Below are 22,570 nucleotides of genomic sequence, written 5' to 3' on the forward strand. Positions count from 1 at the left end.
CCCCGGGCGCGCCCCCGCGGCGCGCCGCGCGCTCAGAGCGGGCGGACGGGGGCGAAGCGGCTGGCGACGCGGAGGTCAGCCGTGATGGCCGCCGCGGCGTCCCGCAGCGGGGGCAGCAGCGCGGCGCTGGCCTCGGCGGCGGTGCGGCGGCCGGCGTGCGTGGAGACGTTGACGGCGGCGACGGCCCGTGAGGCGCGGTCGCGCACGGGGACCGCGAGCGAGCGCAGGCCCTCTTCGAGCTCGCCGTCCACGAGCGCGTGCCCTTCGCGCGCGACGCGATCCAGCACGGCGGCCAGCTCGGCGCGGTCGGTGACGGTGTGGCGGGTCAGCGGCCGCGGCTCCATGTCCCGCAGCCTGGCGGCGCGTTCCTCCGTCGGCAGGTCGGCGAGCAGCACCCGGCCCATCGAGGTGGCGTAGGCGGGGAAGCGGGTGCCGACGGCGATGTCGACGCTCATGATGCGCACGGTCGGGACGCGCGCCGCGTACCGGATGTCGTCCCCGGCCAGCACGGCCAGGGAGGCCGACTCGTGGACCCGCTCGACCAGGCGGGCCAGGTGCGGCCCGGCGATCCGCGGCAGCGTCAGCCCCGAAAGATCGGCGTATCCCAGCTCAAGCACCCGGGGCAGAGGGCGGAAGACCTCTCCTGACCCGGCCGTTCCCGTCCTGGCGACGTAGCCCGCGTGCTCCAGCGTGATCAGCGAACGGCGCACGGTGGCCCTGGCGAGACCGGTGGCGCGCGCCAACTCGCCCAGGGTGCACGCCGGACGGGCGGCGTCGAACGACGCGAGCACGGCCAGGCCGCGGGCCAGGGACTCCACGAACCCGGCGCCCAGCTCGTGCTTCGCGGCGCGGAGGCGGGCCGCGACGGCCCAGGACGCGGACCCGGCGGCGGATTCGGGAGGGGCCTCGGGAGGGGCCTCGGGCGCGGCGGGCGGCGGGGGAGCTGCCAGGGTGGCTTCCATGGCGGCGACCGCGCGGCGCAGCGGCGGAAGCAGCTCGCGGCGCAGGCTCGCCAGGCTGTGCCGACTGGTGTGGCTGACCACGCTGGCCGCGCAGACAGGCCGCCCGTCGCCGCCGCGCACCGGCAGGGCGATGGCGATCAGCCCCGGCTCGATGAGCTGGTCGTCATCGGAGCGCCCCGCGCGGGCGGCGGCGGCCACGCGGTCCTCGAACGACGCGGCGCCGCGCGCGGCCGCCCCCGGAGGAACGGCGGGGAACGCCGCGCGGTCCGGGTCGGCCGCCCTGCGCTCGCGCCAGCGCTCCCAGTCCCGCGGGCCCCAACCGGCCGCGAACAGCGCGCCGGGCGCGCCGCACTCCGCTGGCAGCAGGTCGCCGAGGCGGAAGGCCAGGGACATCGCCCGCCGCCGCGTCGCCTGGTGGACGAAGCGCACCCCGTCCCCGTCGGGCACCGCGAGCGACACGGACTCGTCGAGCGCGTCGGCCAGCTCGTCCACCCGCCCGCCCAGCAGCTCGGGGACGCGGCAGGCCGCGAGGTAGGCGTTGCCCACCTCCATCAGCCGCGGCGCGAGCACCGCCGCCTTGTCCTCCCACCGCACATGGCCAAGGCGCGCCAGGGTGCCGAGCGTGCGGTCGACCGTGGAACGGGCCTGGCCGGTGAGCCGGGTCAGCTCGCCCGCCGACAGGCCGCCGCCCCCCGCGGCGAGCGCGCGCAGTACGGCCAGCCCGCGCAGCAGCGGCCCCACCGCCTCGGGCGGCGGCGCCGATGTCGTCGTGGTCGTGGTCGTGGTCGTCGTGGCCGGACTGGGCGTCGCCATCGTGGAACGGCCCTCCTCGTCGCTCCCATTGACAGTGCGGCGGAGCCGAGCCCACACTCGAACCCGCAGCCGTTCGCGAACAATAGTTCACCAGGCGAACGCCCGACGTCGAGGGGGCGCACCTCCCATGGCCGACATCCGCTCCCTCCACGACGCCGTGGCCGACCTGATCCACGACGGCGACACCGTGGCCATGGAGGGCTTCACCCATCTCATCCCGTTCGCCGCCGCCCATGAGCTGATCCGGCAGGGGAGGGCCGATCTGACCCTGGTCAGGATGACCCCCGACGTCGTCTACGACCAGCTCATCGGCGCGGGCCTGGCCGCCAGGCTCGTCTTCTCGTGGGGAGGCAACCCCGGCGTCGGGTCGTTGCACCGCTTCCGCGACGCCGTGGAGAACGGCTGGCCGCGCCCGCTCGCGCTGGACGAGCACAGCCACGCGGGCATGGCCAACCGCTATGTGGCCGGGGCATCGGGCCTGCCGTTCGCCGTGCTGCGCGGCTACCGGGGCAGCGACATCCCGCGCCGCACGGACACCGTGGCGACCGTCGTCTGCCCGTTCACCGGCGCGGAGCTGGCGGCCGTCGCCGCGCTCAACCCCGATGTCACCGTCATCCACGCCCAGCGCGCCGACCCCGCGGGGAACGTTCAGCTGTGGGGCCTGACGGGCGTGCAGAAGGAGGCGGTGCTCGCCGCCCGCCGCGTGCTGGTGACCGTCGAGGAGGTCGTCCCCGCCCTGGAGCCACGCCCCGGCGCGCTCACGCTGCCGACGTGGGTCGTCGACGCCGTCGCCGTGGTCCCCGGCGGCGCCCACCCCTCCTACGCGGCCGGCTACTCGACGCGGGACAACGCCTTCTACCGGGAGTGGGACGCCATCTCCCGCGACCGGGAGACCTTCACGGCCTGGCTCGACACCCAGGTCCGCACCCAGGTCCGCACCCGGGCCCGCACCCAGGTCAGCCCCAGGGAAGGAGCCACGCCCCGATGACCGCCGACCCGACCGCCGACTGGACCGCCGACTGGACGCCCGACGAGCTGATGGAGGTCAACGCCGCCCGCGCGCTGGCCGGAGCCCGCACGTGCTTCGTCGGCATCGGCCTGCCAAGCACGGCCGCCAACCTCGCGCGCCGCACCGTCAACCCCGGCCTGACGCTGATCTACGAGTCGGGGGCCATCGGCGCCCGCCCCGCCAGGCTGCCGCTGTCCATCGGCGACGGCGAGCTGGCCGACACGGCGGACGCGGTGGTCCCGGTGCCCGAGATGTTCAACTACTGGCTCCAGGGCGGGCGCATCGACGTCGGCTTTCTCGGCGCCGCCCAGGTGGACCGTTTCGCCAACGTCAACACCACCGCCGTCAGCCGCGGTCCAGGGCGGCCCGAGATCCGGCTGCCGGGCGCGGGCGGCGCCCCCGAGATCGCCGCGGGCTGCGGCCGCGTGCTGCTGGTGCTGCGCCACTCGCGGCGCGGCTTCGTGCCCCGCCTCGACTTCGTCACCACCGTCGGCCATGGCACGGGCCCTGGCGACCGGGCCGCGCTCGGGCTGCCGGGGCGCGGCCCCGTCGCCGTCATCACCGACCTGGGCGTGCTGACCCCCGACCCCGGCACCGCCGAGCTGACGCTCACCGCGCTGCACCCCGGCGTGACCGTGGACCGGGTGCGCGCCGCAACGGGCTGGGAGGTGCGGGTCCCCCGTGACCCGGCCGTCACCGAGCCCCCGACCGGCGATGAGCTGGCCGCGCTGCGCGCCCTCAAGTCCCCGCGGGAGGAAGCCGCATGAGCCTCGTGACCACGCGCGACGTCTATATCGCCGACGCCGTCCGCACCCCGGTGGGCCGCTACGGTGGCGCCCTGTCGGGCGTGCGCCCCGACGACCTGGCCGCCCACGTGATCCGCGCCCTGCTCGACCGCTCGCCCGCCCTCGACCCGGCGAAGGTCGACGACGTGGTCATCGGGAACGCCAACGGCGCGGGCGAGGAGAACCGCAACGTCGGCCGCATGGCCGCCCTGCTGGCCGGGCTGCCGCCCACGGTGCCCGGCGCGACCGTCAACCGGCTGTGCGCCTCGGGCCTCGAGGCCGTGATCCAGGCCGCCCGCGCGGTCGCGGTCGGGGACGCCTCGGTCGTCGTCGCCGGGGGCGTGGAGTCCATGAGCCGCGCGCCATGGGTGCTGCCCAAGCCGGAGCGCGCCTTTCCCACGGGCCACCAGGAGCTGCACTCCACCACGCTCGGCTGGCGCATGGTCAACCCCCGCATGCCGCCCGAGTGGACCGTTCCGCTGGGCGAGGGCGCCGAGCTGATCGCCGCCAAGCACGGCATCGGCCGCGCGCGGCAGGAGGCGTTCGCCCTGGCCAGCCACGCCAGGGCGGCCCGCGCCTGGGCCGAAGGACACTACGCGGCCGAGGTCGTGCCCCTCCCCGGCGTCGACCTGCCACGCGACGAGAGCGTCCGCGACGGCGGCACCCCGGAGGCGCTGGCCAGGATCAGGCCCGCCTTCCGCCCCGACGGCACCGTCACCGCCGCCACCTCGTCCCCGCTGAACGACGGCGCGGCGGCGCTGCTCATCGCCGACGAGCGCGGCATCGAGCTCACCGGCCGCACGCCGCTTGCCCGCGTCGCCGCCTCGGCCGTCACCGGCATCGAGCCGCAGTGGTACGGCCTCGGCCCGGTGGCCGCCGTCACCGCCGCGCTGCGCAGGGCCGGGCGGCGCTTCGACCAGCTGCGCACGGTCGAGCTCAACGAGGCGTTCGCCGCCCAGGTGCTTGGCTGCCTGGCCGAGCTGCCCGACCTCGACCCGGCCCTGGTCAACCCGCGCGGCGGAGCCCTGTCCATCGGCCACCCGCTGGGCGCGTCCGGCGCCCGCCTGGCCGGCGCCGTCGCCCACCAACTCGCCGCGCACGACACGGGAGTCGGCGTCGCCGCCCTGTGCGTGGGCGTCGGCCAGGGGCTCGCCCTGGTACTCGAAAGGTGACCCGTCCCATGACACCCACCCAGCGGGACATCGACGCCGAGATGGCCGCCCACCGGGCGGCATACCGGCGTGAACGCGCGTCCGGCGCCCCCGCCTCCGACCATCCGCCGCGCGACTACCCGCCCTACCGCGGCAGCGCGCTGCGCCACCCCACCAGGCCGCTGGTCGCCGTGGCACTCGACCCCGAGGCGGTGGAGCTGCACGGGCCCGTCTTCGGCGACTCCGACGTCTCCCCGCTCGACGCCGACCTGACGCGGCAGCACGGCGGCGAGCCCCAGGGCGCGCGGATCACCGTCACCGGCAGGCTGCTGGACCGGGCGGGCCGCCCGGTGGCGGGCCAGCTCGTCGAGATCTGGCAGGCCAACGCCGCGGGCCGCTACGCCCACCGCCTCGACCGCCACCCCGCGCCGCTCGACCCGCACTTCACCGGCGCTGGCCGGGCGCTGACCGGGCCCGACGGCTCCTACCACTTCACCACCATCCAGCCTGGCGCCTACCCCTGGCGCAACCACGACAACGCCTGGCGCCCCGCTCACATCCACTTCTCGGTCTTCGGCACGGCGTTCACCCAGCGCCTGGTGACGCAGATGTACTTCCCCGGCGACCCGCTCATGGCGCACGACCCGGTCCTGTGCTCCGTCACCGACGACGACGCACGGCGGCGCCTCGTGGCGACCTACGACCACGCGCTCTCGCGCCCCGAGTGGTCGCTCGGCTACCGGTGGGACATCGTCCTCGACGGCCCCCGCGCCACATGGGCCGAGGAGGGCCGGTGACGGGCGGCACCGCGGCGCTGCCGCCGACGCCCTCGCAGACGGTCGGCCCGTTCTTCGGCCACGCCCTGCCGTTCGCCGGCGGCGGCGACCTCGCGCCCGCGGGTCACCCCGGGGCCGTCACCGTGCACGGCCGGGTCCACGACGGCGCGGGGCGGCCCGTTCCCGACGCGATCGTCGAGCTGTGGCAGAACGCCCCCGAAGGCCGCCCGCCGCGCGCGCCCGGCTCGCTGGCCCGCCGCGACGGCGATCTCTCCCAGGAGTTCACGGGGTTCGGCAGGGTCGCCACGGACGCCGATGGCCGCTGGTCGGCCCGCACGCTGCCGCCGGGGGCGCGCGGGGGGCACGCGCCGCATGTGAGCGTGTGCGTGTTCGCGCGCGGCCTGCTGCACCACCTCTTCACGCGCCTGTACCTCCCCGACGACCGCGCGGCCCTCGCCGCCGATCCGCTGCTCGCCTCGCTCGACCCCGCCCGCCGCGCGACGCTGGTGGCGAAGGCCGAGCCGCTCGGACCCGCTCGGCGCTACCGCTTCGACATCCACCTCCAGGGCGAGAAGGAGACGGTCTTCCTTGATCTCCGATGACCGGATCTCCGATGACCGGATTTCCGATGACCGCGCCCCCGACGTGGGCCTGCTCTCCCCCGGGTGGGCGGGCTCCGCGGCCGAGGCCGCCACCGGCGACGCGGCGTTCGTGCGCGCGATGCTGGACGCCGAGGCGGCGCTCGCGCGCGCCCGCGCCGCGGTCGGCCTCACCTCGGCCGAGGCGGCCGAGGCCGTCTCACGCGCCGCCGAAACGGCGCGCATCGATCCGCGCGCGCTGGCGTTGCGCGCCCGCGCGAGCGGCAACCCCGTGATCCCCCTCGTCGATGAGCTGACCCGCGCGGTCGCCGCCCGCGACGAGGCGGCGGCCGACCATGTGCACCGCGGCGCGACGAGCCAGGACATCCTGGACACCGCGCTCATGACGACGGCGCGCCGGGCGCGCGGGGCCGTGCTCGCCGATCTGGCGCGCACCGCCGAGGCCGTGGCCGCGCTGGCCGAGGCCCACCGCGCCACGCCGATGCCCGGCCGCACCCTGACCCAGCACGCGGTCCCCACCACCTTCGGCCTCAAGGCCGCGGGGTGGCACACCCTTGTCACCGCCGCGCGCGACCGCCTGGCCGGGCTCCCCCTGCCCGCCCAACTGGGTGGCGCCGCGGGCACGTTGGCGGCGTTCACGGCGGAGGCCCCGGCCATGGCCCCTGGCGGCGCGTGGGGCCCCGAGGGCGACCCCGGCGTGCGCCTGCTGCGCGTGTACGCGCGCGAGACGGGCCTGGACGAGCCCGCCGTTCCCTGGCACGCGCTGCGGGCACCGGTCGCCGACCTGGGGTGCGCGCTGGCGCTGACCACGGGCGCGCTGGGGAAGATGGCCGCCGATGTGCTGGTGCTGTCGCGGACCGAGGTGGGGGAGGTCGCCGAGGGGCGGGGCGGTGGATCCTCGGCCATGCCGCACAAGCGCAACCCCGTGCGCGCCACCCTGATCGCCGCCGCGGCCCGGCAGGCTCCCGCGCTCGCGGCGACGCTGCTCGGCTCGCTCGCCGCGGAGGACGAACGCCCCGCCGGAGCCTGGCACGCGGAGTGGCAGGCGCTGCGCGAGCTGCTGCGCCTCGCCGGTGGCGCGGCCCGCGACGCCGCGGAGCTGGCCGAGGGCCTGCGCGTCGACCCCGCGCGCATGCGGCGGAATCTGAACGCGACCCGCGGGCTCGTCGTCAGCGAGCGGCTGGCCCTCGCCCTCACCCCGCTGCTCGGCCGCCCCCGCGCCCGCCGCCTGCTCGACGCGGCCGCGCGCGACGCGGCCGCGCGCGGCGTCGCCCTCGCCGACGCGCTGCTGGCCGCCGAGCCCTCGCTCGCCGACCGCATGCCCGGCCTCGCCGCCCTCGCCGACCCCTTGGACCACCTCGGCTCCGCCGCCTCCCTCGTCGACCGCGCACTCGGCCGGTGCGCCCCATGAACGCCGCACCACTGAACGCCACGCCGCCGAGCGACGTTCCGCCGAGCGACGTTCCGCCGAACGACGTTCCGCCGAACGACGCGCTGCCGCACCACCGCATGGCGGGGCCGCCCGATGGGCCCCCGCTGATCCTCGGCCCCTCGCTCGGCACATCGCTTGCCGTCTGGGAGCCCCAACTCGCCGCGCTGGCCCGCCATCACCGCGTGCTGCGCTTCGACCTGCCGGGCCATGGCCGTTCCGCCGCCTCCCCGCTGCCGCCGAACGGCGCGGCCAGGCTCGACGACCTGGCCGCGACGGTGCTGCGGCTGGCCGACGCGCGGGGCTGGGAGCGTTTCGCCTATGCCGGGATCTCCCTGGGCGGCGCCATCGGCCTCCACCTGGCCGCCCGTCACCCGGACCGCGTCTCGCGCCTCGCCGTGCTGTCGTCCTCCGCCCACTTCGGCCCGCCCGAGCCATGGCACGAACGCGCCGCCACGGTGACCGCCCGCGGCACGGGCGCGCTGGTGCCGGGCCGCACCGGCGTCTGGTTCGCGCCCGAGGTGGCGGACACCCCGCTCGGCGCCGCGCTCCTGTCCGACCTGCGGTGCGCGGACGACGGCGCCTACGCCGCGTGCTGCGCCGCGCTCGCCGCCTGCGACCTGCGCGCCGACCTGCCCGCCATCACCGCCCCCACCCTGGTGCTGACCGGACGCGACGACCCGGTGACCCCGCCAGCTCACGCCAGGGAGATCGCCGACGCCGTCCCCGGCGCCGACCTGGTGGAGATCGCGCGCGCCGCGCACCTGGTCAACGTCGAACGCCCCGGTCCCGTGGGCGCCGCCCTGCTCGGCCACTTCGCCGAGCCCGACACCCCCGACACCCCCGCCGCCCCCGCCGCCCCCGCCGCCCGGGGCGGCGACCCCGGCACCGACGCCGCACGGCGCGCGGTCGGCACCGCCATCCGCAGGGCCGTCCTCGGCGACGCGCACGTGGACCGGGCCAGGGCCCGCACCACCGCGTTCACCGAGGACTTCCAGGACTTCCTCACCCGCTACGCCTGGGGCGAGATCTGGAACCGCCCCGGGCTCAGCCGCCGCGCCCGCAGCTGCGTCACGCTCACCGCCCTCGTGGCGGGCGGCCACCACGACGAGCTGGCCCTGCACACCCGGGCCGCGCTGCGCAACGGCCTGACCCCCGAGGAGATCGCCGAGGTGCTGCTCCAGACGGCCGTCTACTGCGGAGTGCCCGCCGCGAACGCCGCGTTCACCATCGCGGGAAGGGCCCTGCGCGAGGCGGACGGCGAGGAGCCCTCCCCCTGACGGCGCACACCGGAGGGTGTGGGCGGCGTCACGCGGGGGCGCGCGTCCGGCGTGCGGACGCCGGTTGACAGGGCGGACCGGCCGATCGCATGCTGAGCGCGCAGGCCACAAGCGCCAGCGCGCGACCGCCCGCATCTGAAGGGCGACCGGTGTCCCCGGCGCCCACCGAACAACCCCGTGGAGCACCATGTCCGCCGAGGCCCCGGCCCCGCCGTGCCGCGCGATGCGCGGCGGCGGAGCACGCGTGGGCCGCGCGGCACGGGCCCTGGACCGGGCGCGCGTGGCCGCGCCCCGTCGTTGCGGCGCCCCGCGTCCGCTGCGCGTGGTGCTCTGCGTCCAGCCGCACTCGGTGACCGGCTCACGATGTCCTGCGTGAGCGCCCGCCGCTGAGGCGTGGCTGCCCGGGCCGTCACGGCCCGTCGGCACAGCCCCGCCCATGAGGCCAGGGCGCTCGCGTTCCTCTGCGGGAACGGCCCACCGCCCGTCGGCGTGCGTCGTCCACTCCCTCGTCGCCCCGCCAGGCCGCGCGCCTGGCGGCGCCGAGCGGTTCCCCTCCCCGTGCCGCGCCGCGCCCGCGCCGCGCCGTGGTGATCCGATCGACCGCAAGGACATCCCCATGGACAGACACGCCCCGCGGCGGCCCATGGCCGCCGCCCTCATCGCCCTCGTCGTGCTCGCGGCGGGCGCGGCCTGCGGCTCGCCCTCAGGGGAGCAGGACGCCGCGGCCGGATCGGGCGACGGCACCCTGGTGTTCGCCCGCACCAGCCGCGGCGTCACGGACCTCAACCCGACGGCGGACGAGCTCGCCACGAACAACGCCTACACGCTCGACAAGATCTTCGAACCCCTGGTGGAGCTGCGCGAGGACGGAAGCGTCGAGCCGCTCCTCGCCGCGTCATACGAGGTCGCCGACGACGGCCTGAGCTGGACGTTCACCCTGCGGGACGACGTCACGTTCGCGGACGGCTCGGCCCTGGACGCCGAGGACGTCGTCTTCACCCTGAACCGGCACCTCGACGTCGGCGGCGCGCTGCCGCTGTCCGCGCCGATCACCGACGTGACCGCGGCCGACGACCTCACCGTGGTCGTCGCGCTGTCCGAGCCGTACGCGCCGCTGCTGGCCGACCTGGCGACCTTCGCCAATGGGATCCTGCCCGCCGACCTCGGCGGGCGCACCGAGGAGGAGTTCTTCGACGACCCGGTGGGCACGGGCCCGTTCACCGTGGACTCCTGGGACAGGACCACGGGCGAGATCACCCTCGCCGCCAACGACGCCTACTGGCAGGGCCAGCCGTCGGTCGACGAGGTCGTCTTCACGGTCGTCGACGACGACAACCAGCTCCTCCAGCAGCTCCAGGCCGGGCAGGTCGACGTGATCGACGCGGTGCCCGCCGCCAACGTGGCCGAGCTCGAGGCCAACCCCGACGTCCGGGTGAACTCTTCCGACTCCTGGCAGCAGGGCCTGCTCGCGTTCAACACCGTGGACGGCGCGTTCGCCGATGTGCGCCTGCGCCGCGCCGTCGCCTCGGCGCTCGACCGGGAGGCGATCGCGGCGGCGACGACCTACGACACGGCGACCCCCGCGACGACGTTCCTGCCGCCGAGCATCCAGTTCTCCGCCCAGGACACCGACGTGCTGGGCCACGACCTTGAGGCGGCGCGCGACGAGCTGGCGCGGTCAGGACACCCCGACGGGCTCGCGACCACGCTCATCGTGGAGAACTCCTCCGCCAGCCAGACACAGCAGGCCCAGGCCATCCAGGCCGCGCTCGCGGAGATCGGCGTCACGGTGGAGATCGAGACGCTCGACTCGACCACGTTCTGGGCCCGCTTCGGCGAACGCGACTACGACCTGGCCGTCACCTGGGCGATCAGCGACACCGGCGACCCCAGCAACCTCGTGCGCTGGCAGCTCCTGCCTGACGTGGCCGACTCCTACCACACGGGCTACCGCAACGACGAGGTGATCGACCTCGCGGCCCAGGGCGTCGCGGCCACGGACGACGCCACGCGGGCCGAGGTCTACGCCCGCATCCAGCAGATCGCCGCCGACGAGGTCCCGACGGTGCCGCTGACCTACATCCCGACGATCACCGCGACGGGCGCGGGCGTCGAAGGGCTGGTCGTCCTGCCCAACGGCACCACCCGCCTGCACGAGGTGACCGGCTCATGAGAGCGGCCGCCACGCCGCTCGCGCGCCGGGTGGCCCACGCCCTCCTGCGGGCGGGCGGCGTCGCGGTCGGCGTCGTCGTCATCGCGTTCCTCCTTGTGCGCCTCATCCCCGGGGACGCGGCCACCGCCCTGCTCGGCGGCCGCGCCACCCCCGAGGCCGCCGCGGACCTGCGCGAGCGGCTCGGTCTCGACGAGCCGCTGCCGGTCCAGTTCTGGGAGTTCATGACGCGCCTTGTGACCGAGGGCGACACCGGCGCCTCGCTGGTGAACGACGTGCCGACGCGCGAGCTGATCCTCGCGCGCGTCGAACCGACGCTCTGGCTGGTCGCGTTCGCCACGGTGTTCGCCGTCGTCCTGGCCGTGCCGCTCGCGCTGTGGGCGGCCACGCACCGCGACGGCGTCGCCGACCACGCGGTGCGGATCCTCACCACCGCGGGGATCGCGATGCCCGCCTTCTGGACCGGGCTGCTGCTGATCCTGCTGTTCTCGGTGCGGCTCGGATGGTTCCCCGTCGGCGGCGTCAGGGACGGCTACCCGGTCAGCGTCGTGCTGCCCGCGCTCACCGCGGCGTTCGCCATCGTGCCCGTCCTGGTACGCAGCCTGCGCGTCCAGCTCGTCGAGGTGCTGCGAGCCGACTTCGTCGCCACCCTCCGCGCGGCCGGTCTCCCCGAGCGGCGGATCCTGGCCCGCCACGTGCTGCGCAACGCCGCGCTCCCCGCCCTCGTGCTGGTCGGCACGAACATCTCCTACCTGCTCGGCGGCGCGCTGATCGTGGAGAAGGTGTTCGCCCTGCCCGGGCTCGGCGACCTGATGTTCGACGCGATCGGCAGCCGCGACCTGCCGGTCATCCAGGGCGTGGTCATCTACACGGCGCTCGCCGTCGTCCTGGTCACGCTGGTGACCGACCACCTCGCCGCGCTCCTCGACCCCCGGCTGAGGAGGGCCGCGTGACCGCCGCCCCCGCGGCGTCCGCCGCACCCGAGGCGACCGCGCTCGCCGCGCCCGTGCCCCGGCTGCGGCGCGCGCTGGCCCATCGCTCGCTCGTCGCGGGCCTCGTCATCGTCGGCGCCGTCGTCCTCGCGGCGCTGTGCGCGCCGCTGATCGCGCCGCACGACCCGGCAGCCCAGGACCTGCGGGCGGCGCTGCTGCCACCGTCGGGGGAGCACCTGCTCGGCACCGACCACCTCGGCCGCGACGTGTTCTCCCGGCTGGTGTACGCGGCCCGCACCGACCTGCGGATCGGCGCGGTCACGGTCGTCATCCCCTTCCTGGTCGGCACGCTCGTCGGCAGCGTCGCGGGCTATGCGGGCGGTCGGCTCGACCGGGGCATGTCCTACCTCGTCGACACGGTGCTGGCGTTCCCCTTCTACGTCCTGATCCTGGCGATCGTCGCCGTGGTGGGCACGGGGGAGCGCGGCATCTATGTGGCCTACGCCCTGGTGGGCTGGGTGGCCTACGCGCGCGTGACGCGTTCGGCGACCTCCGTGGCCGCGGCCCAGCCGTGGGTCCACGCGGCGCGGGAGAGCGGCCTCTCGCACCGCAGGGTGCTGCTGCGGCACGTGCTGCCGAACACCCTGCCGCAGGCGGTGGTGTTCCTGTTCACCGACGTGGTGTTCGTGATCGCCGCCGTCGTCACGCTGTCCTACCTGGGGCTCGGCATCCAGCCGCCCACCGCCGACTGGGGCTCGATGATCGCCGACGGCCGGGCGTTTTTGACCACCAAGTGGTGGCTGGCCACGGCGCCGGGGCTGGCCGTCGTCGTGACCGGGGTGGGCCTGTCGCTCGTGGCGGACGGGCTGACGGACCTGTGGGGGGAACGGTGACCACGGTGGCGAGTACGGCGGCGGGCACGGCGGAGCGCAGCGGGCTGCGCGTCGAGGGGCTGCGGGTCACGGTGCGCGCGGGGGCGGCGGAGCGGACCGTCGTCGACGACGTGTCGTTCGCCGTCGAGGCCGGTGGCGCGCTCGGCATCGTCGGGGAGTCGGGGTCGGGCAAGAGCATGACGCTGCGCGCCGTGCTCGGCCTGCTGCCCGCCCGCGCCCGGGTGGAGGCCGGGCGGGCGACGGCGTTCGGCACGACGCGCGCCCTCGGCCCGCGCGGCCTGAGGGACGCGGGGCCGGGGCGCGTCGGCATGGTGTTCCAGGACCCCCTGAGCGCCCTCGACCCACTGGCCAGGGTCGGCGCTCAGGTGCGGGAGGTGTGTCGGGTGGTCGGCGGCGAAGGGCGGCGGTCCGCCCGCGACCGGAGCGTCGCGCTGCTGACCCAGGTGGGGCTGCCCGACCCGGCCGCCCTCGCCCGCAGATACCCGCACGAGCTGTCGGGCGGTCAGCGCCAGCGGGTCGTGATCGCCCTCGCGCTCGCCGCCCGGCCCCGGATCCTGCTGTGCGACGAGCCCACCACGGCGCTCGACGTCACGGTGCAGGCCACCATCCTGCGGCTGCTCGCCGACCTGCGCCGCGACCTCGGGCTGACGGTCGTGTTCGTCAGCCACGACCTGCCCGTCGTCACCTCGGTCTGCGACTCCGTCACAGTGCTGCGCCACGGGCGGGTCACCGAGGCGGGCCCGGTCGCCGAGGTCCTGACCGCACCGCGGCACCCCTACACACGCGAGCTGATCGACGCGGCGCGCGCCCTCGAACTGGAGACGCCATGAAGGCGAAACCCGCGGACCCGGCAGCGGCCCGGACCACGGACCCGACCACGGACCCGACCGCGGACCCGACCGCGGACCCGACCACCGGCCTGTCCGCGGACCTGCGCGTGGACGGCGTCACCGTGTCCTACGGGTCCACGCCCGTGCTGCACGGCGTCGACCTCGACGTGCCGGGCGGGACCATCACCGGCGTCGTCGGCGAGTCGGGGTCGGGCAAGACCACCCTCGCCCGCTGCCTCACCGGCCAGGTCACGCCCACCCGCGGCACCGTGACGCTCGGCGGGCAGCGGCTGACCCGCCACCGCACCGTGGCGCAGCGCCGGGCGTTGCAGATGATCTACCAGGACCCCTTCGCCTCGCTCAACCCCCGGCTCACCGTCGGGCAGACGCTGACCGAGCTGCTGGCCGTGCATCGGCTCGTGCCGCGCGCCGCCCGCGCCGAGCGCGCCGCGGAGCTGCTCGACCTCGTCGGCCTGCCGCCCGAGGCGCTGCGGGCCAGGCCGCGGCAGTTCTCGGGCGGTCAGCGCCAGCGCATCGCGATCGCGCGCGCCCTCGCCGTCGAGCCGCGCGTCCTGGTCGCGGACGAGCCGACCTCCGCGCTCGACGTGGCCGTGCGCGCGACGATCCTCGACCTCTTCGCCCGGCTGCGCGACGGGCTCGGCGTGACGATCCTGCTCATCTCCCACGACCTCTCCGTGGTGGCGCACCTGTGCGACACGGTCACGGTGCTGCGCGACGGGCGCGTCGTCGAGCACGGCGGCGCGCGGGACGTACTGCGCCACCCCGCGCACGACTACACGCGCTCCCTGATCGCCGCCGTGCCGCGCCTGCCGCGCCCGGCCGAGCCGCGGGAGGCGACGGCATGACCCGCGTTCTCCTGCTCGCCCCGGTCGGCACGGACATGCACCTGCCCGCCGAGGAACGCTCCGCGCGCCGCGCCGTGCGCCAGGACACCCACGTCGAGGTCAGGCACCTGCCAGGGCTGCCCGAGACCGTGTATGTCCCGCCCGAGGAGCTGTTTGTGCCCGTCCTCGTCCGCGCGGTCGTCGCGGCCGAACGCGCGGGCTACGACGCGGTCGGCATCTCCTGCTGCTCCGACCCCGGCCTGGCCGAGGCCCGCGCCGCCGTGTCGATCCCCGTGACCGCACCGTTCGAGGCCGCCCGCGCCCTGCTCCCCGCGCTCGCCCCGCTGTGCGTCCTGTATGTGGACGTGCCGCCTGGGGACGGCGAGAGCGAGCGGCACGGCACCGACTGGGTGCCCGAACTCGCCGCCAGGTACGGCATGGCCGACCTCATGACCGCGCCGCAGCCCGTGCCCGTGGCCAGGCCCGCCGTGGAACGTGCCGACGCCACGCACACCGCGCGCGACGTCGGCGACGCGCTGATCGCGGCCCAGCGCCTCGGCCTCGAACGGTCGGGGCCCGCCGCCGTCCGGCGCGCCGAGGCCGCGGGGGCGCGCAGCATCCTGCCCGCCTGCACCTACTGGACCGGCACCACGGACGCCCTCACCGGACTGACCCCGTTGCCGGTGCTCGACCCGGTGGAGCTGCTGGCGCGGCACACCGAGTCGCTGGCGCTGGCCCGCCGCGCACCCGCGGGGTGACCCCGCGCCGCCCGGCCCGGGCCACCGCCCACTCGACCCAAGGAGCACCGCCATGAGCGAGACCCCCTTCCCACCCGACCGCTACGCCCGGCTGACCGACGATCTCGGACGGCTCGCGGGCGGCGCGGGGCCATCCGTGCTTCTTCAGGCGGAGGCCGTGGTCGCCCTCGAGGCGCTGGCCCACGGCATCGGCCGGTCGGAACGCCCCGTGCTCAGCATCGAGTCGAGCCGTTACGGGCGGCTGACGAGCGCGTGGCTGCGGGCCGCGGGGGCGCCGGTCACCGTGCTCGACCTCCCCGACGGCGAGCCCGCCGACCCCGACCGCGTCGACGCGCTGCTGCGCGCGGCGCCCGCGACCGCCGCGGTGCTGCTCACCCAGGCCGAGGTGCTCACCGGCGTCGCCCACCCCGTCGACGACATCGCGGCGGTCGCGCACCGCCACGGCGCCGCCGTCGCGGTCGACGCCGTCGCCGCGGTCGGCGGCCTGGCCGCGCCCCGCGGCGCCGACGCCGTCGTCATCGGGCCGCAGAAGGCGCTCGGCGGACCCGCGGGGCTGTCCGTCGCCACCCTGTCCGACCGCGGCTGGGCGCTGCTCGACCGGCAGGACGACACCTACGCGTCCACGCTCAACCTCCCCTATCTGCGGCGCGCCGCGGCGGAGAGCGCCGCCGCGGGCGCGCTGCCCGGCACCCCTTCGGTGCCGGAGCTTGCGGCGGCCGAACGGGCCGTCGCCGCCGTCGAGGCCGAGGGGATCGAGGCCAGGATCGCCCGCCACCACGCCACGCGCGCCGCGGTCAGGGCGGGGCTGCTCGCGGCCGGGCTGACCCCGTGGGTCGCCGACGAACGCCACGCCAGCCCGCTCGCCACCACCGTCGCCGTGCCATCCGGCGTGGCCGCGCGGGACCTGGCCTGGCGCGCCGCCGCGGCGGGCGGCCACTGGGTGGCAGGCGACACCACCCCGCGCGGCGCCTACCTGCGGGTCAGCCACTACGGCCGCCACGCCACCCTCGCCCGCGCCCTCGGCGAGCTGGTCGCCCTCACCCACGCCGCGGGCGCCGACACCGGCGCCGCGGCCCAAGCGGCGGCCGACGCCTGGCTCGCCGCCGCCCCCTGACGGCGCGCCGCGCCGCACGAGCGAGCCGCATCACGGAAGGACCCCCATGACCTATCGACTCGCCGCCGACGTCGGCGGCACCTTCACCGACATCGTGCGCCTCGACGAGGCCACCGGTGCCTGCCTGGCCACCAAGGTCCCCACCACGCCCGACGACATCGCCGTCGGCGTGGTGCGCGGCTTCGACGAGATCGTCGACGGCGACTACACGGGCGTCGCCGGGATCGTGTACGGCACCACCGCGGGGCTGAACGCGCTCATCCAGCGCGGCGGCGCCAGGACCGCGCTCGTCACGACCCGCGGGTTCCGCGACGTGTACGAGATCGGCCGCGGCAACCACCCCGACATGTACGACAACCAGTACCGCAAGCCGGTGCCGCTGCTCGGCCGTCGCGACGTGTTCGAGGTGGGCGAGCGCACCGACCGGCACGGGGCGGTCGTCACCCCCCTCGACCCCGGCGAGCTACGCGACGTCGCCGCCCTGCTGGCCGCGGGCGGCTACGCGTCGGTGGCCGTCGCGTTCCTGCACTCCTATGTCAACCCCGCCAACGAACGCGCCGCGGCCGAGGCCCTGCGCGCGGCCCTGCCCGCCGCGGTGCCCGTGACCGCGTCAAGCGACATCGCCCCGGAGCTCGGCGAGTACGAACGCGTCAGCACGACCGTCTTGAACGCCTATATCGCCCCCGTCATCCGCGGCTATGTGACCCGCCTGCGCCAGCTGCTCACCGAACGCGGCTTCGGCGGCGAGGTCTTCGTCATGCAGTCCAACGGCGGGGTGCTCACGGAGCGGGTCGCGGCCGCGCAGCCGGTCCGCGTCGTCATGTCGGGACCCGTGGGCGGCGTCATCGGCGCGGGCGCGATCGGCGCGGGGCTGGGGACCGGGCATGTGCTGGCCGTCGACATGGGCGGCACCAGCTTCGATGTGAGCCTGATCGTCGACGGCGCCCCGCAGATCGCCCTCGAGTCGCAGCTCGAAGGGTTCCCCGTGCTGGTCCCCTCGGTGCAGACGCTCAGCGTCGGGGCGGGCGGCGGCAGCGTCGCCTGGACCGAGGCGGGCAGCATGCGCGTCGGCCCTCGCAGCAGCGGCGCCAGGCCGGGGCCGGTCTGCTACCGGCTGGGCGGCCGCGAACCCACCACCACCGACGCCAACGTGGTGCTCGGCCGGATCGCGCCCGAGCACTTCCTCGGCGGGCGCATGGCGATCTCCCCCGACCTGGCCGCCGCGGCCCTCACCGACTACGGCGCGCCGCTCGGGCTGACCGCGACCGAGGCGGCCGAGGGCATCCTGACCATCACCAACAGCGCGATGGCCGACGCCATCCGGCAGATCACGCTGCGCCGCGGCCTTGACGCCCGCGACTTCACGCTGCTCGCCTACGGAGGCGCGGGCCCGCTGCACGCCGTGGCGCTCGCGGCCGAGCTCGAGATCGACCGCGTGGTCGTGCCGCCGCGCCCCGGGGCGTTCTCGGCGTGGGGCATGCTGCACGCCCCGCTCCGGCACGACGGGGCCGCCTCGCTGCTCCGCCCGCTTGACGCCGTCACCCCCGCCGACCTGGACGACGCGTTCGCCGCGGTGCGCGCCGACCTCGACCCCGACCTCGTCGCCACGATCGAGGCCGCGGGGCCCGTGGTGGAACAGCGCTCGCTCGACCTGCGCTACCGCGGCCAGAAGTACAGCGTGAACCTCGCCATCGACGGGCTCGGCCCGGTCCGCGCCATCCGCGCGGCGTTCGACGAGCGCTACCGCGTGCTGTTCGGCTTCGCGTCGCCCGACACGCCCGTCGAGGTCGTCAACGCCAGGCTCGCGCTGGTCGCCAAGCGGTCGGCCGCCGAGCCCTCCGCCGCCCAGTCGCCCGCCGCCCAGCCGCCCGCCGCCCAGCCGCCCGCCGCCGCCGAGCTGCCCGCGCCCGCCGGGCCGCCGCACGTCATCGAGGGCGTGTACGACGGCAGGCGCCACGAGATCGCCGTCGTCGCCCGCGCCGACCTCACCACGGGCGACACCGTCCCGGGGCCCGCAGTGCTGGCCGAGCTCACCGCCACCACCGTCGTGCCGCCCGGCTGGCGAGCCGTCGTGGACGCCGACGGCTCCCTCGACATCACCCGCGCCCCCGCGGACCCCGCCGACCCCGCTCACCCGGACAGGAACCGCACATGACCGCCACCGTCAGCCCCGTCGTCGTCGAAGTCATCCGCAACGGCTTCAACTCCGCGGCCGAGGAGATGAGCGTCTCCCTCTTCCGCGGCGCCCACACCCCCGTGATCTACGAGGCGAAGGACTGCGCCGTCGGCCTGTACGACGCCCAGGCGCGGCTGCTCGGCCAGGCGCCTGGACTGCCCATCTTCCTGGGCAACATCCAGGCGTGCATCGAGCACGTGACCGCGAAGATCGGGCTCGACGGCTACGCCGACGGCGACGTGTTCGTCCTCAACGACGCCTATATCCAGGGCTCCCACCTGACGGACATCACCGTGCTCGCGCCGATCTTCGTCGACGGCGCGCTCGTGGCGTTCGCCGCCACCAGGGCCGACGGCGGGCACCTGGGCGGCAAGGACCTCGGCGTGTCCACCGGCACCCGGCACATCTACGAGGAGGGGCTGCGCATCCCACCGGTCAGGCTGGTGAAGGCGGGCGTCCCCGACGAGGAGATCTTCGACATCCTGGCGCTGAACAGCTTCTTCCACGCCGCCCGCCGCGGCGACCTCAAGGCGCAGGTCGCCGCCTGCTACAAGGGCGCCGAGCGCCTTCGGGCGCTCTACCTGAAGTTCGGCCGCCCGGTGGTCGAGGCCGCCACGGCCGACATCTTCCGCCAGTCCGAGGAGCTGGACCGCCGCGCGGTCGCGGCCATCCCCGACGGCACATACACCGCGGCGGGCCTCATCGACGACGACGGCGTGTCCGGCACCCCGGTGCGCGTCCAGGTCGCCGTCCGGGTGGCCGGTGACGAGATCGCCGTCGATCTCACCGGTTCGAGCGCGGCCACCCCGGGCCCGGTGAACTCGGGGCGGGTGCAGGCGATCTCCGCGTGCCGCGTCGCGTTCAAGGAGCTCATCAACCCCGAGGCGCCGGTCACCGGCGGGAACTTCCGCAACCTGCGCGTCGTGATCCCCGACGGCAGCGTCTTCGACGCCCGCGAGCCCGCGCCCGTCCAGTGGTACTACACGCCGCTCGGCCTGCTCATCGACCTCGTGCAGCGGGCGCTGGCCCCGGTGCTGCCCGAACGGGTCGCCGCCGCCCACTTCGGCGACTCGATGATCGTCTCGTTCGTCGGCACCGCGCGCGACGGCGCGGGCGCCGAGGACTTCGTGCTCATCGACGCCGAGACCGGTGGCTGGGGCGCGTTCCACGACGGCGACGGCCAGGACGGGATGATCAACGTCATCAACGGGGACTTCAAGAACCTGCCCATCGAGTTCGTGGAGAACAAGTTCCCGCTCACGATCGAGGCTTACGGGCTGCGGCAGGACTCCGAGGGCGCGGGGCGGTTCCGCGGCGGCCTGGGCGTGCACAAGACGTTCAGGGTCGAGCAGGACGGCACCGCCCTCTCGCTGTGGCTCGACCGGTCCCTCACCCCGGCCTGGGGGCTGTTCGGCGGCCATGACGCCACAGGCCCGGTCGCGGTGGTCGCTCCCGGCACGCCGGACGAGCGTCGGCTCAACAAGATCACCGACCTGCGGCTCGCCGCGGGCCAGCGCGTCCAGGTCCTCACCGGCGGCGGGGGCGGCTACGGCGACCCGCGCCAGCGCGACCCCGAGCTCGTCGCCCGCGACGTGGCCGACGCCTACATCTCGCCCCGGCGCGCCCGGGACGTCTACGGCTCCGCGTGAGGGCGGGATCCGGACGTCCGGTGATTCACGGGGAGTTGACGCGTGGCTCAGGGGTGAAGGGGCCCGAGGGGTATCCCGTGTCGAAGTGCATGTAGTCGGGGACGTCGATGTTCTGCCAGATCCAGCCCTCCTCGGTGAAGGCCCGCCAGACGAGGCCGCCTTCGAGGATCCTGCCCCGGCCCTCATCGCGTTCGGCGAACTCGGGTCCCGGGGACCAGCAGGCGCAGCGCGGGTCCCGCCAGGGGTTCTCGCGGGGGTTGATGTCGATGGCGCGGCCGTTGGCGTGCGGGGACTCGGCCTGCGGGGCGTTGATCTGGTCGGGGCGGCGGCAGTTGTAGGCGGCGGTGTTGTCGTCGGCCATGCTGGCGTTGTTGTCGCCCTCGTACTCCTCGACCGGCCGCATCCTGCGGATGGGGAAGCGCTCGTCGAAGAGGCGGGTGAAGATGCGGACGACGCTGTCGGCGACATCCGCGTTGACGACGAGAACGCCGCGGGAGACCTCGCCGTCGAAGTCGATGTGGTTGATCTCCACCCGGCGCAGGTCCTCGCGGGTGGCCGGGCAGCCCTCGCGCCACATGCCGTTCGCTCCGCCGATGACTACACCGCGGCGCTGCTCGAGCAGGCGTTGGACACCACGGCCGACCGGACCGGCGCCCTCGTGCGGTTCGCCGGTCGGCTCGACCCCGACGAGGCCGCCGCCCTGCGCGCGGCCCTCACGCTGGTCGAGAGGGACCCCGATCCGCGCGAGGGGGGCTGACGTGCTCCTCATCCTCGTGCCGCTTCTCCACGCGTTCGCCCTCGGCGGCCCGGCCGCCCGCCCCGCCTCGATCGCCGGGACGGCGCACGCCGAGAAGGCCCACCGCGACTGAGGGATCGAGCGGCGGGCCACCGCGATCGACGCCATGACTCCCGCGGCGCCTGTGCGGCGACTCCATCGCCCTGTCCGGTCGCGAACCAAAACGATTTAGCTGGCGGCCGCGTCGGGCCGCGGCGCACTCGAGCGCTGAAGCGAGAGCCAACGCCACGCGACACCCCCATGACACGGGCGGCCTGGCCGGTACACGCGCCCTGGGCCGCTTGTTGCCAACACGTTACTGATGGGGGTCTTGACGGTGTGGTAGCCCTCCAGCATGGTGCAGAGCACCTGCTAATTCGATTCAGCCACCGGGGAGTTCTCTGTGACCGGACGCCGCGTGACCATGGCCGATGTCGCCCGTGCGGCGGGGGTCTCCCCAACGACGGCGTCGTTCGTGCTCTCCGGTCGCACCGACATGCGGATCTCCGAAAGTTCCTGGCACAAGGTGCTTGAGGCGGCTCGCGTGCTCGGCTATCGCCCCAATGTCAACGCGCGCAGCCTTCGCACGCGCTCCACCCAGACCATCGGCCTGGTCTCCGACTCGATCACGACGACGCCCTTCGCCGGTGAAGTCATCCGGGGAGCCCTCGACGCCGCGTACGCCAACGAGCATCTGGTGTTCATCGCGGAAACGGGCGGTGATCGGCATGCGGTGTCGGGGCTCATCCACGCGCTGCTGGACCGGCAGGTCGACGCCGTGATCTTCGCCGCCATGTATACGCACTACATCACCCCGCCGACCGAGCTGCACGGGCGCCGGGTCGTACTGCTGAACTGCCTCGCGCCCGGGTTCGACGCGCCTTCGGTGATTCCCGACGAGGTCAATGCGGGCCGCGTGGCGGCGCGGCTGCTGGTGGAGGCCGGTCGTACCGAAGGCATCTGGGCCGTGGGCGGCCACCAGGCGCTGCCGGCCACCCCCGAGGGAGTCTTCGCGGGAAACGAGCGCATGCGCGGTATCCAGGAGGTACTGCGAGAAGCCGGTAGCGGGCTGGACGGCGTCATCGAGTGCGACTGGAACTCCGAGGACGGCTACCGCGAGGTGCGCCGCATCCTCGATGAGGGCGCGAGGCCGCGGGCCTTGATCTGCTCCACCGACCGGATTTCCTTCGGTGCCTATCAGGCTCTGGCCGAAGCCGGCCTGTCCGTGCCGGGGGATGTCTCCGTGATCTCTTTCGACGACCAGGACATCGCGTCCTGGCTCCGGCCCGCCCTGACCACCCTGGCCCTGCCGCACTACGACATGGGACGCACCGCCGTCGAGCTGATCCTCGGCGGGGAGCCGCTGGACGCCACGGTTCATCGCATCACGATGCCACTGCGCGACCGAGAATCCATTTCCGCCCCGGGAGGCTGACCGCGATCTGCTCATCCCTGACCATCCACGGCCGGTGACTGGGGGCGGGCTGCCACCCGCCCCCTCGCCGACTTCATCCGCCTCCGCATCTGCATGTGCCTTCAAGAACGGACGAATCCATGCGTAAACCCATCCTAGTAGATTGTTGCAGCTTAATTTTGCTGTGTGGTTGGGTAGAGATGGCGCAGT

At 75.3% G+C, this 22,570-nt stretch carries 20 protein-coding genes; 18 read left to right on the plus strand and 2 right to left on the minus strand.

Annotated features, from left to right (window positions below; all coding sequences use genetic code 11):
- Window positions 1-32: 32 nt before the first annotated feature.
- Entirely contained in the window at window positions 33-1,775 is a 1,743-nt protein-coding gene (locus tag DEH69_RS26870) for an IclR family transcriptional regulator C-terminal domain-containing protein (RefSeq protein WP_113689581.1), read from the minus strand.
- Between the two features lie 127 nt (window positions 1,776-1,902).
- On the opposite strand from DEH69_RS26870, the gene DEH69_RS26875 reads away from it, so the two are divergent.
- The 16 genes from DEH69_RS26875 to DEH69_RS26950 all read left to right on the plus strand — a co-directional run bounded on the left by DEH69_RS26875 (window position 1,903) and on the right by DEH69_RS26950 (window position 20,171).
- Entirely contained in the window at window positions 1,903-2,763 is an 861-nt protein-coding gene (locus tag DEH69_RS26875; protein WP_113689582.1) for a CoA transferase subunit A, read from the plus strand.
- A complete protein-coding gene (locus tag DEH69_RS26880) occupies window positions 2,760-3,551 on the plus strand; it encodes a CoA-transferase subunit beta (RefSeq protein ID WP_113689583.1) in 792 nt (263 codons plus the stop codon). Before DEH69_RS26875 ends, DEH69_RS26880 begins: the two co-directional genes overlap by 4 nt.
- Window positions 3,548-4,741 (plus strand): thiolase family protein, encoded by a 1,194-nt coding sequence (locus tag DEH69_RS26885; RefSeq protein ID WP_181727621.1) that lies wholly within the window; start codon window positions 3,548-3,550, stop codon window positions 4,739-4,741. The genes DEH69_RS26880 and DEH69_RS26885 overlap by 4 nt, the downstream gene beginning before the upstream one ends.
- Before the next feature lie 8 nt (window positions 4,742-4,749).
- Window positions 4,750-5,517 carry a protocatechuate 3,4-dioxygenase subunit beta gene (pcaH, locus tag DEH69_RS26890; protein WP_113689584.1) on the plus strand — a complete coding sequence of 256 codons (768 nt, stop codon included), beginning with the start codon at window positions 4,750-4,752 and terminating at the stop codon, window positions 5,515-5,517.
- Entirely contained in the window at window positions 5,496-6,098 is a 603-nt protein-coding gene (pcaG, locus tag DEH69_RS26895; RefSeq protein WP_113689585.1) for a protocatechuate 3,4-dioxygenase subunit alpha, read from the plus strand. The genes pcaH and pcaG overlap by 22 nt, the downstream gene beginning before the upstream one ends.
- A complete protein-coding gene (pcaB, locus tag DEH69_RS26900; RefSeq protein ID WP_258534984.1) occupies window positions 6,085-7,506 on the plus strand; it encodes a 3-carboxy-cis,cis-muconate cycloisomerase in 1,422 nt (473 codons plus the stop codon). Before pcaG ends, pcaB begins: the two co-directional genes overlap by 14 nt.
- Before the next feature lie 98 nt (window positions 7,507-7,604).
- Window positions 7,605-8,804, plus strand: a complete 1,200-nt coding sequence (pcaC, locus tag DEH69_RS26905; protein ID WP_258534988.1) for a 4-carboxymuconolactone decarboxylase — start codon at window positions 7,605-7,607, stop codon at window positions 8,802-8,804.
- Between the two features lie 616 nt (window positions 8,805-9,420).
- Window positions 9,421-10,977, plus strand: coding sequence for an ABC transporter substrate-binding protein (locus tag DEH69_RS26910; protein WP_113689586.1), 1,557 nt, complete (start codon window positions 9,421-9,423; stop codon window positions 10,975-10,977).
- Window positions 10,974-11,927, plus strand: coding sequence for an ABC transporter permease (locus tag DEH69_RS26915; RefSeq protein ID WP_113689587.1), 954 nt, complete (start codon window positions 10,974-10,976; stop codon window positions 11,925-11,927). Before DEH69_RS26910 ends, DEH69_RS26915 begins: the two co-directional genes overlap by 4 nt.
- A complete protein-coding gene (locus tag DEH69_RS26920) occupies window positions 11,924-12,799 on the plus strand; it encodes an ABC transporter permease (RefSeq protein ID WP_220131346.1) in 876 nt (291 codons plus the stop codon). The genes DEH69_RS26915 and DEH69_RS26920 overlap by 4 nt, the downstream gene beginning before the upstream one ends.
- A 5-nt stretch (window positions 12,800-12,804) precedes the next feature.
- Window positions 12,805-13,629, plus strand: coding sequence for an ABC transporter ATP-binding protein (locus DEH69_RS26925; protein ID WP_220131347.1), 825 nt, complete (start codon window positions 12,805-12,807; stop codon window positions 13,627-13,629).
- Window positions 13,626-14,495, plus strand: a complete 870-nt coding sequence (locus DEH69_RS26930; RefSeq protein WP_113689589.1) for an ABC transporter ATP-binding protein — start codon at window positions 13,626-13,628, stop codon at window positions 14,493-14,495. Before DEH69_RS26925 ends, DEH69_RS26930 begins: the two co-directional genes overlap by 4 nt.
- Entirely contained in the window at window positions 14,492-15,232 is a 741-nt protein-coding gene (locus DEH69_RS26935) for an aspartate/glutamate racemase family protein (protein ID WP_113689590.1), read from the plus strand. Before DEH69_RS26930 ends, DEH69_RS26935 begins: the two co-directional genes overlap by 4 nt.
- 52 nt (window positions 15,233-15,284) lie before the next feature.
- The gene (locus DEH69_RS26940; RefSeq protein WP_113689591.1) at window positions 15,285-16,346 is read left to right on the plus strand and encodes an aminotransferase class V-fold PLP-dependent enzyme; all 1,062 of its coding nucleotides are present in this window, start codon (window positions 15,285-15,287) and stop codon (window positions 16,344-16,346) included.
- Between the two features lie 46 nt (window positions 16,347-16,392).
- Window positions 16,393-18,501, plus strand: a complete 2,109-nt coding sequence (locus DEH69_RS26945) for a hydantoinase/oxoprolinase family protein (RefSeq protein ID WP_113689592.1) — start codon at window positions 16,393-16,395, stop codon at window positions 18,499-18,501.
- Window positions 18,498-20,171: a hydantoinase B/oxoprolinase family protein gene (locus DEH69_RS26950; protein WP_113689593.1), complete on the plus strand. Its 1,674-nt coding sequence runs from the start codon at window positions 18,498-18,500 to the stop codon at window positions 20,169-20,171. The genes DEH69_RS26945 and DEH69_RS26950 overlap by 4 nt, the downstream gene beginning before the upstream one ends.
- Before the next feature lie 25 nt (window positions 20,172-20,196).
- Here DEH69_RS26950 and DEH69_RS26955 read toward each other — a convergent pair whose 3' ends face one another.
- Window positions 20,197-20,703 (minus strand): M15 family metallopeptidase, encoded by a 507-nt coding sequence (locus DEH69_RS26955; RefSeq protein WP_258534985.1) that lies wholly within the window; start codon window positions 20,701-20,703, stop codon window positions 20,197-20,199.
- On the opposite strand from DEH69_RS26955, the gene DEH69_RS33175 reads away from it, so the two are divergent.
- Window positions 20,689-20,928 carry a hypothetical protein gene (locus DEH69_RS33175; protein ID WP_258534986.1) on the plus strand — a complete coding sequence of 80 codons (240 nt, stop codon included), beginning with the start codon at window positions 20,689-20,691 and terminating at the stop codon, window positions 20,926-20,928. The genes DEH69_RS26955 and DEH69_RS33175 overlap by 15 nt on opposite strands.
- A gap of 421 nt (window positions 20,929-21,349) precedes the next feature.
- A complete protein-coding gene (locus DEH69_RS26960; protein WP_258534987.1) occupies window positions 21,350-22,381 on the plus strand; it encodes a LacI family DNA-binding transcriptional regulator in 1,032 nt (343 codons plus the stop codon).
- The last annotated feature ends 189 nt before the right edge of the window (window positions 22,382-22,570 follow it).

Origin of the sequence: Streptomyces sp. PT12, from assembly GCF_003311645.1 — a bacterium.
Classification (GTDB): Bacteria; Actinomycetota; Actinomycetes; order Streptomycetales; family Streptomycetaceae; genus Streptomyces.

Excerpts from the sequence above, each read along its gene's own strand:
- pcaG (WP_113689585.1), top strand. The coding sequence starts at position 5,496 with ATGGGCCGAGGAGGGCCGGTGACGGGCGGCACCGCGGCGCTGCCGCCG.
- DEH69_RS26885 (WP_181727621.1), top strand. The coding sequence starts at position 3,548 with ATGAGCCTCGTGACCACGCGCGACGTCTATATCGCCGACGCCGTCCGC.
- DEH69_RS26910 (WP_113689586.1), top strand. The coding sequence starts at position 9,421 with ATGGACAGACACGCCCCGCGGCGGCCCATGGCCGCCGCCCTCATCGCC.
- DEH69_RS26875 (WP_113689582.1), top strand. The coding sequence starts at position 1,903 with ATGGCCGACATCCGCTCCCTCCACGACGCCGTGGCCGACCTGATCCAC.
- DEH69_RS26940 (WP_113689591.1), top strand. The coding sequence starts at position 15,285 with ATGAGCGAGACCCCCTTCCCACCCGACCGCTACGCCCGGCTGACCGAC.
- DEH69_RS26880 (WP_113689583.1), top strand. The coding sequence starts at position 2,760 with ATGACCGCCGACCCGACCGCCGACTGGACCGCCGACTGGACGCCCGAC.
- pcaH (WP_113689584.1), top strand. The coding sequence starts at position 4,750 with ATGACACCCACCCAGCGGGACATCGACGCCGAGATGGCCGCCCACCGG.
- pcaC (WP_258534988.1), top strand. The coding sequence starts at position 7,605 with ATGGCGGGGCCGCCCGATGGGCCCCCGCTGATCCTCGGCCCCTCGCTC.
- DEH69_RS26930 (WP_113689589.1), top strand. The coding sequence starts at position 13,626 with ATGAAGGCGAAACCCGCGGACCCGGCAGCGGCCCGGACCACGGACCCG.
- DEH69_RS26950 (WP_113689593.1), top strand. The coding sequence starts at position 18,498 with ATGACCGCCACCGTCAGCCCCGTCGTCGTCGAAGTCATCCGCAACGGC.
- DEH69_RS26915 (WP_113689587.1), top strand. The coding sequence starts at position 10,974 with ATGAGAGCGGCCGCCACGCCGCTCGCGCGCCGGGTGGCCCACGCCCTC.
- DEH69_RS26870 (WP_113689581.1), bottom strand. The coding sequence starts at position 1,775 with ATGGCGACGCCCAGTCCGGCCACGACGACCACGACCACGACCACGACG.
- DEH69_RS26945 (WP_113689592.1), top strand. The coding sequence starts at position 16,393 with ATGACCTATCGACTCGCCGCCGACGTCGGCGGCACCTTCACCGACATC.
- DEH69_RS26935 (WP_113689590.1), top strand. The coding sequence starts at position 14,492 with ATGACCCGCGTTCTCCTGCTCGCCCCGGTCGGCACGGACATGCACCTG.